The organism is Stenotrophomonas sp. GW821-FHT02D01, assembly GCF_059421765.1.
The window spans coordinates 85,993-93,478 of sequence record NZ_JBWKVP010000015.1 but is presented as its reverse complement, the minus strand read 5'-3'; the positions used below and the strand labels follow the sequence as shown (position 1 = coordinate 93,478).

General features: G+C 65.9%; 6 protein-coding genes. 1 reads left to right on the top strand and 5 read right to left on the bottom strand.

Annotated features, from left to right (window positions below):
* Positions 1 to 172: 172 nt before the first annotated feature.
* Positions 173 to 1,372: an MFS transporter gene (locus AC07UW_RS19730; RefSeq protein ID WP_025878874.1), complete on the bottom strand. Its 1,200-nt coding sequence runs from the start codon at positions 1,370 to 1,372 to the stop codon at positions 173 to 175.
* A gap of 73 nt (positions 1,373 to 1,445) precedes the next feature.
* Between AC07UW_RS19730 and AC07UW_RS19725 the strand changes: the two genes are divergently transcribed.
* Positions 1,446 to 2,243 carry an AraC family transcriptional regulator gene (locus AC07UW_RS19725; RefSeq protein ID WP_093819924.1) on the top strand — a complete coding sequence of 266 codons (798 nt, stop codon included), beginning with the start codon at positions 1,446 to 1,448 and terminating at the stop codon, positions 2,241 to 2,243.
* A 99-nt stretch (positions 2,244 to 2,342) separates the two neighbouring features.
* Here AC07UW_RS19725 and dnaJ read toward each other — a convergent pair whose 3' ends face one another.
* The 4 genes from dnaJ to hrcA all read right to left on the bottom strand — a co-directional run bounded on the left by dnaJ (position 2,343) and on the right by hrcA (position 7,403).
* Complete coding sequence (gene dnaJ / locus AC07UW_RS19720) at positions 2,343 to 3,476, bottom strand: molecular chaperone DnaJ (RefSeq protein ID WP_025878872.1); 1,134 nt, start codon at positions 3,474 to 3,476, stop codon at positions 2,343 to 2,345.
* A gap of 154 nt (positions 3,477 to 3,630) precedes the next feature.
* Positions 3,631 to 5,556 carry a molecular chaperone DnaK gene (gene dnaK, locus AC07UW_RS19715; protein ID WP_099820185.1) on the bottom strand — a complete coding sequence of 642 codons (1,926 nt, stop codon included), beginning with the start codon at positions 5,554 to 5,556 and terminating at the stop codon, positions 3,631 to 3,633.
* 203 nt (positions 5,557 to 5,759) lie between these two features.
* Complete coding sequence (gene grpE, locus AC07UW_RS19710) at positions 5,760 to 6,275, bottom strand: nucleotide exchange factor GrpE (RefSeq protein WP_025878870.1); 516 nt, start codon at positions 6,273 to 6,275, stop codon at positions 5,760 to 5,762.
* Positions 6,276 to 6,338: 63 nt separating this feature from the next.
* Positions 6,339 to 7,403, bottom strand: a complete 1,065-nt coding sequence (hrcA, locus tag AC07UW_RS19705) for a heat-inducible transcriptional repressor HrcA (protein ID WP_025878869.1) — start codon at positions 7,401 to 7,403, stop codon at positions 6,339 to 6,341.
* Positions 7,404 to 7,486: the final 83 nt, after the last annotated feature.

Genomic DNA, 7,486 nt, shown 5'->3' with positions numbered 1-7,486 from the left:
GCGCCATGGATGGCGCGACCGAGCTTACAGGGACGTACTTGCAGCGTCCCCCGCAACCGGACCCACCCCGCCATCCCACGAAATGCACGCTTTTGCCGTTGCCGTTGCCGTTGCCGTTGCCGTTGATCTGGCCTCTGCAGGTGCAGGGCGCAGCCCTGCCGAAGAACACCCCTCAGTGCGCAGTAGGCCTTGACGGCGGCAGCCAGGCCGCGACGATGCCCAGCAACGGCAGGAACGCGGTCAGCTGGTAGACGAATTCGATGCTGGTCTTGTCAGCCAGCAGACCGAGCACCGCTGCGCCGAGGCCGCCCATGCCGAAGGCAAAGCCAAAGAACAACCCGGACACCATGCCAATGCGGTGCGGCATCATTTCCTGCGCATAGACCACGATCGCCGAGAAGGCCGAAGACAGCACGAAGCCGATCAGCACCGCCAGCACCGTCGTCCACAGCAGGTCGGCATGCGGCAGCATCAGCGCGAACGGTGCCACGCCCAGGATCGAGGCCCAGATGATCGGCTTGCGACCGATACGATCGCCCAGCGGACCGCCGAAGAATCCACCCGCGGCGGACGCCACCAGGAAGGCGAACAGATGCAGCTGCGCCTGCGCCACCGGAATGCCGAAATGATGCATCAGGTAGAAGGTGAAGTAGCTGCCGATGCTGGCCATGTAGAAATACTTGCTGAAGATCAGCACCAGCAGGATGGCCAGCACCCGGGCGATCGTGCGCGGCGGATGGCGCGCGGCAGTCACACCGTGTGCTGCTGGCCGGGGCGCACCCAGATGCAGCGAGTACCAGCGACCGACATAGGTCAGCAGGGCAATGCCGATCAACGCTGCACCGGCAAACCAAGATGCGGAATGCTGGCCATAGGGCACGATCACCGCTGCGGCGATCAACGGCCCCAGCGCCGTGCCGAAGTTGCCTCCCACCTGGAACACCGACTGCGCCAGGCCATGACGGCCGCCGGAGGCGAGACGTGCGATGCGCGAGGCTTCCGGATGGAAGATGGCCGAACCGATGCCGACCAGCGCGGCGGCCAGCAGCACCATCGCGTAGTTGGGCGCAAAGCCGAGCAGCAGCATGCCGCACAAGGTCGAGGCCATGCCGATCGGCAGCGAGTACGGGGCCGGCCGGCGGTCGGTGGCAAGGCCGACCAGCGGCTGGAAGATCGAGGCGGTGAGCTGGTAGGTCAGCGTGATCAGGCCGATCTGGGTGAAGCTGAGATTGAAGCCGCCCTTGATCACCGGATAGATGGCCAGGATCAGCGACTGCATCATGTCGTTGACCATGTGCGAGCTGGAGATGGCCGCTAGCACTCCTGGCGATACGGGGCGGGCGGATACGGCGGGAGAAGCCAGAGTCGACATTGCGCACGGTCAGGATGGGGGCGAGCCGTGCATGCTACGGTGGGCATCCGCTCCCTTCTGCCGCGTTCTGGTCATGGCCTATCGCAAAAAGGACACCCCCTGCCCCGTCCGCGAAACCGCGCCGTGGAACGAGGTACCGGTGCATCGCCCGGTCACCTGCCGCGCACGCGACTACCGCGCCGGCACCCACATCGCGGCGCACAAGCACCGACGGCACCAGCTGGTCTATTCCATGTCCGGGCTGATGGTGGTGCGCTCGGAGGTCGGCCGCTGGGTGGTGCCCTCCACCCGCGCCATCTGGATGCCGGCGGGCATGGCGCATGCGGTGGACTGCATCGCCGAGGTGCACATGCGCAGCCTGTACATCGAACCGTCATTCGCCCCGCAGCTGCCCGCCGAGCCCTTCGCCGTGCAGGTGGCCCCCCTGCTGCGCGAACTGCTGCAGGCAGCCATCCTGATCGACGGACCGCATGAAGAAGACAGCCGCGATGGCCGCGTGGTGCGGCTGATGCTCGACGAACTGCACCGCATGGACGTACTGCCGTTGCACCTGCCCGAGCCCGTCGACCCGCGCCTGCACAGGATCTGCCAACACATCCAGAAACATCCCGGCGACGAGGCGACCCTGCAGGACTGGGCGCAGGCGTTGGCGATCGACGTGAAAACCATCCAGCGCCACTTCGCCAGCGAACTGGGCATGACCTTCGGGCAGTGGCGGCAACAGGCGCGCCTGCTGGCCGCGATGGAACGGCTGGCCCGCGGCGAAAAGGTGATCGATGTTGCGCTGGCGATGGGCTACGACAGCCCCAGTGCATTCACCAGCATGTTCAAGCGTCAGCTGGGGCAGACGCCGGCGGCATTCTTCCGTTGATCCGTTGCACCGCGTCCACGCATGGCGCGGATCTGCTGCGCCGGAAACGAAAACGCCGGGCATGGCCCGGCGCTGTCGTTCAACATTTCCCTCAAGGGATCAGGACGTCATCCGATCCCAGAAGCCCTTGACGCCGTCGATGAAGGTCGCCGACTTCGGCGAATGCTTGCGCGCATCCTCGCCGTTGAAGGTGGCTTCGAACTGCTCCAACAGCTTGCGCTGGTCGCTGGTGAGGTTGACCGGGGTCTCCACCACCACGCGGCAGTACAGGTCGCCCTCGCTGCGGCTGCGTACCGAACGCACGCCCTTGCCGCGCAGGCGGAACAGCTTGCCGGTCTGGGTCTCGGCCGGGATACGGATTTCCGCTTCACCACCGAGGGTGGCCACGCGCACGGTATCGCCCAGTGCGGCCTGCGAAATGCGGATCGGCACTTCGCAGTGCAGGTCGTCGCCGTCGCGCTGGAAGATGTGGTGCTCGCGCACGCGCACTTCCACGTACAGATCGCCCGGTGGCGTCCCCGCAGGGCCGGCCTCGCCCTCACCCGCCAGGCGGATGCGGTCGCCGGTATCCACGCCCGCCGGCACCTTCACCGACAGCACCTTGTCTTCTTCGACACGGCCGTTGCCGTGGCAGGTCTTGCAGGGCTTGGCGATGATCTGGCCACGGCCACCACAGTTGTGGCAGGCCTGCTGCATGGCGAAGATGCCGCGCTGGATGCGCACCTGGCCACGACCATGGCAGACGTTGCAGGTCTCGACCTTGCCGTCTTCCGAGCCGCTGCCATCGCAGTCGCCGCATTCGGCCAGGGTCGGAATCTCGATGCGGCGCTCGACGCCACGCACCGCTTCTTCCAGGTCCAGCTCCATCACGTAACCGATGTCGGCGCCGCGACGCGCCTGGCGCGGGCCACCACCGCCGGCACCACCAAAGATGTTGCCGAAGATGTCGCCGAAAATATCGTTCATGTCCGGGCCGCCCGGACCACCGCCACCACCGCCCATGCCGTGTTCGAACGCGGCGTGGCCATGGCTGTCGTACATGCGGCGCTTGTTGCCGTCGGACAGTACTTCGTAGGCTTCCTTGCACTCCTTGAAGGAGGCTTCGGCCGCCGCATCACCCGGGTTGCGGTCCGGGTGGAACTTCATCGCGCAACGGCGGTAGGACTTCTTCAGTTCTTCGTCGGTGGCGGTGCGGGCAACGCCCAGCACTTCGTAGTAATCGCGCTTGCTCATATCGTGGATCGCATTCCGGAAAGTCGGGATTCGTCAAAGCGGAAGAGCGGAACCAGGTCCGCTCTTGCGTCGGGCGCCCCGACACGCCAGAGGGCGGTCAGGACCCTGGTACGACAACGGGACGCTGGCAACCAGCGTCCCGTGTCGGTCCGGATCAGGACTTCTTGTCGTCCTTGACTTCGGTGAACTCGGCGTCCACCACGTCATCCTGCGCCTTGCCCGCATTGCCGGCGTCGGCACCCGGGGCGGCACCGCCCTGGTCGGCCGAAGCCGCAGCGAACAGCGACTGGCCAGCTTCTTCCAGCACCTTCGACTTGGCTTCGATCTGCGCCTTGTCGTCACCCTTCATCGCGGTTTCCAGATCGGCCAGGGCCGCTTCGACCTTGCCGATCACTTCGCCACCGACCTTGCTGCCGTGCTCGGTGATCGCGCTGCGGGTGCCGTGGATCAGGGCATCGGCCTGGTTGCGGGCCTGCACCAGCTCCTGGAACTTCTTGTCTTCTTCGCGGTTGGCTTCCGCGTCGGCGACCATGCGTGCGATCTCTTCCTCGGACAGACCCGAACCGGCCTTGATCTCGACCTTCTGTTCCTTGTTGGTCTTCTTGTCCTTGGCCGACACGTGCAGGATGCCGTTGGCGTCGATGTCGAAGGACACTTCCACCTGCGGCAGGCCGCGCGGGGCCGGCTCGATGCCGGACAGGTCGAACTTGGCCAGCGACTTGTTGAAGCGGGCCTGCTCGCGCTCACCCTGCAGCACGTGCACGGTCACGGCCGACTGGTTGTCCTCGGCGGTGGAGAACACCTGCGAGGCCTTTGTCGGGATGGTGGTGTTCTTTTCGATGATCTTGGTGAACACACCGCCCATGGTTTCGATGCCCAGCGACAGCGGGGTCACGTCCAGCAGCAGCACATCCTTGACGTCGCCGCCGAGCACGCCGCCCTGGATCGCAGCACCCAGTGCCACGGCTTCGTCCGGGTTGACGTCCTTGCGCGGTTCCTTGCCGAAGAACTCGGTGACAGCCTGCTGCACCTTCGGCATGCGGGTCTGGCCGCCGACCAGGATCACTTCGCTGATGTCGCTCGAACGCAGGCCGGCATCGTTCAGGGCGACGCGGCACGGCTCGATCGACTTCTTGATCAGCTCTTCCACCAGCGACTCCAGCTTGGCGCGGGTCAGCTTGATGTTCAGGTGCTTCGGACCCGACGCGTCGGCGGTGACGTACGGCAGGTTCACTTCGGTCTGCTGGGCGCTGGACAGTTCGATCTTGGCGCGCTCGGCAGCATCCTTCAGGCGCTGCAGGGCCAGCGGATCCTTGCGCAGGTCGATGCCCTGGTCCTTGTTGAACTCTTCAACCAGGTACTCGATGACGCGGTTGTCGAAGTCTTCGCCACCCAGGAAGGTGTCGCCGTTGGTGGCCAGCACTTCGAACTGCTTCTCGCCGTCGACATTGGCGATCTCGATCACCGAAACGTCGAAGGTGCCGCCGCCCAGGTCGTACACAACGATCTTGCGATCCTTGTTGTCGCCCTTGTCCAGGCCATAGGCCAGCGCGGCCGCAGTCGGCTCGTTGATGATGCGCTTGACGTCCAGGCCGGCGATGCGGCCAGCGTCCTTGGTTGCCTGGCGCTGGCTGTCGTTGAAGTAGGCCGGCACGGTGATGACCGCTTCGGTGACCTTCTCACCGAGGAAGTCCTCGGCGGTCTTCTTCATCTTCTCCAGCACCTTGGCCGAGATTTCCTGCGGCGCCATCTTCTTGGCATCGCTGGTGGCCACCCAGGCATCGCCATTGTCATGGGCCAGGATGCTGTACGGGACGTGCGCGATGTCCTTCTGCACTTCGGCGTCGGTGAACTTGCGGCCGATCAGGCGCTTCACCGCGTAGAAGGTGTTCTTCGGGTTGGTCACGGCCTGGCGCTTGGCCGAGGCACCGACCAGGACTTCGCCGTCCTTGGTGTAGGCGACGATCGACGGGGTGGTGCGATCGCCTTCCGAATTTTCGATGACGCGGGCCTTGCCGCCGTCCATGATCGCCACGCACGAGTTGGTGGTGCCGAGGTCGATACCAATGATCTTGCCCATGGGGGAGACTCCTTGAAGGATGTTGTTTTTGTCAGTCCGGCCGTTCGGCCGGTGGATGAATGGGATGTGGGGGAGGCTCGTGGAACATTCAAGCCATCCCCCGAACGCTGTGTTTCCGTTCGCCCAACACGTTCAGCGTCGGTCGTGCCGATGCCCCGGTCGCGGCGGGAAAACCCGCGCCAGGCCAGGCCCGGCGCCCGCGGTCAATCGGCGGCAACCACCACCAGCGCCGGCCGCAGCAGGCGCTCGTTGAGCAGGTAGCCCTTCTGGAACACGGTCACCACGCTGCCCGGGGCGGCGCCGGGGGCAGCGACCTGGCTGATCGCCTGGTGGTGTTCCGGGTTGAACGGCTGCCCGGTCGGGTCCAGCAGCACCAGGCCGTTGTCACCAGCGACCTTCAACAGCTGCTTGTAGGTCAGCTCCAGGCCCTCGCGAAGCGGATGGGCATCGTCGCCGGCGGCCTTGAGGCCGGCATCGAGGCTGTCGAATACCGGCAGCAGTTCGCCCAGCAGCTTCTCGTTGGCGAACTTGCGCGCCTGTTCGATGTCGCGGGCCACACGCTTGCGCTGGTTGTCGAGGTCGGCGCGCTCACGCAGCGCTTCGGCCTTGACCTGCTCCACTTCGGCACGGAGCTGTTCGATCTGTTCGTTGACGCCCTCGGCGGCAGCTGCGTCGGCGGCGGCCTGCTGGGCGGCGATGTCTGGCTGATCTTGATTCATGTCTGGGTCCCTGGCGGTCACTCTCCGCCTCCACCCACCCTAGTGTGGGCGGGATGCTGCGTTTCAAGCGTCCGATGCACCCGGAGTTCGCCCGCCCGGCGAAAAGGCCGCGCCGAGCACATCGGCGGTGGCCTGGACCAGCGGAATCATCCGGTCGTAGGCCATCCGCTTCGGCCCGATCACGCCCAGCACGCCCAGTACCTGGCCGTTGGCGGTGTACGGCGCGGTGACCAGCGAGACGCCCTGCAGGGGTACCACGCCGGTTTCCTCGCCGATGAAGATGCGCACGCCGGGGGCCTGGATGGTCCGCTCCAGCAGCTGCAGGATCTCGCGCTTGCTGGAAAACAGCTCGAACAGCTCGCGCAGGCGCTCCAGGTCGGACAGGTCCTGCACCCCCATCAGACGCGTCTGGCCGGCCACCAGCATGTCGTCGGCCGGCGGCTGCAAGGCCTGCTCGGCCAGCTCGACGCTGTGCGCCAGCACTTGTTCCAGCTCGGAACGCGCATCGCGCAGCTCCAGCAGCAGGCGGGTACGGATCTCGGCCAGGGGCAGCCCGGCAAAGTGGGCATTGAGGTAGTTGGCCACCTGCTCCAGCTGCCCCGGTGCGAAGTCCTGGCGCGTCTCGATCACCCGGTTCTGCACTTCATTGTCGGCAAACACCAGGATCGCCAGCACCCGGCGCCCGTCCAGCGCCACGAAATCGATCTGGCGGAAGGCGAACTGCTCGCGGCGCGGCGCGCTGACCACGCCAACGAAGTGGCTCATCGCCGACAGCAGCTCCGACGCACTGCCGAGCAGCGCCTGCGTACTGCCGCCTCCGGCCAGCTCCTGACGCAGTCGGGCCAGCTCCCCTTCGCCCGGCGGCTGCATCTGCAACAGGCTGTCGACGAACACCCGGTAGCCATGCGCGGTCGGAATCCGGCCCGCCGACGTATGCGGCGAGGCCAGCAGGCCCAGGTCTTCCAGGTCACCGAGGATGTTGCGGATGGTGGCCGGACTGACCTCCAGACCGGCCACGCGCGCCAGCGTCTGCGAACCCACGGGCTCGCCATCCTGGATGTAGCGCGCGATCAGCGTGCGCAGCAGGTGCCGCGCGCGCGGGGCAAGTTGGTCGGGAGAACCGTGCATGGAATCAACCTGTGAGACAGGGACATTAGATAATGGCGACGCATCCCCTTGGCAAGTCATTGGACGACCCCGCCGCGCGTGCT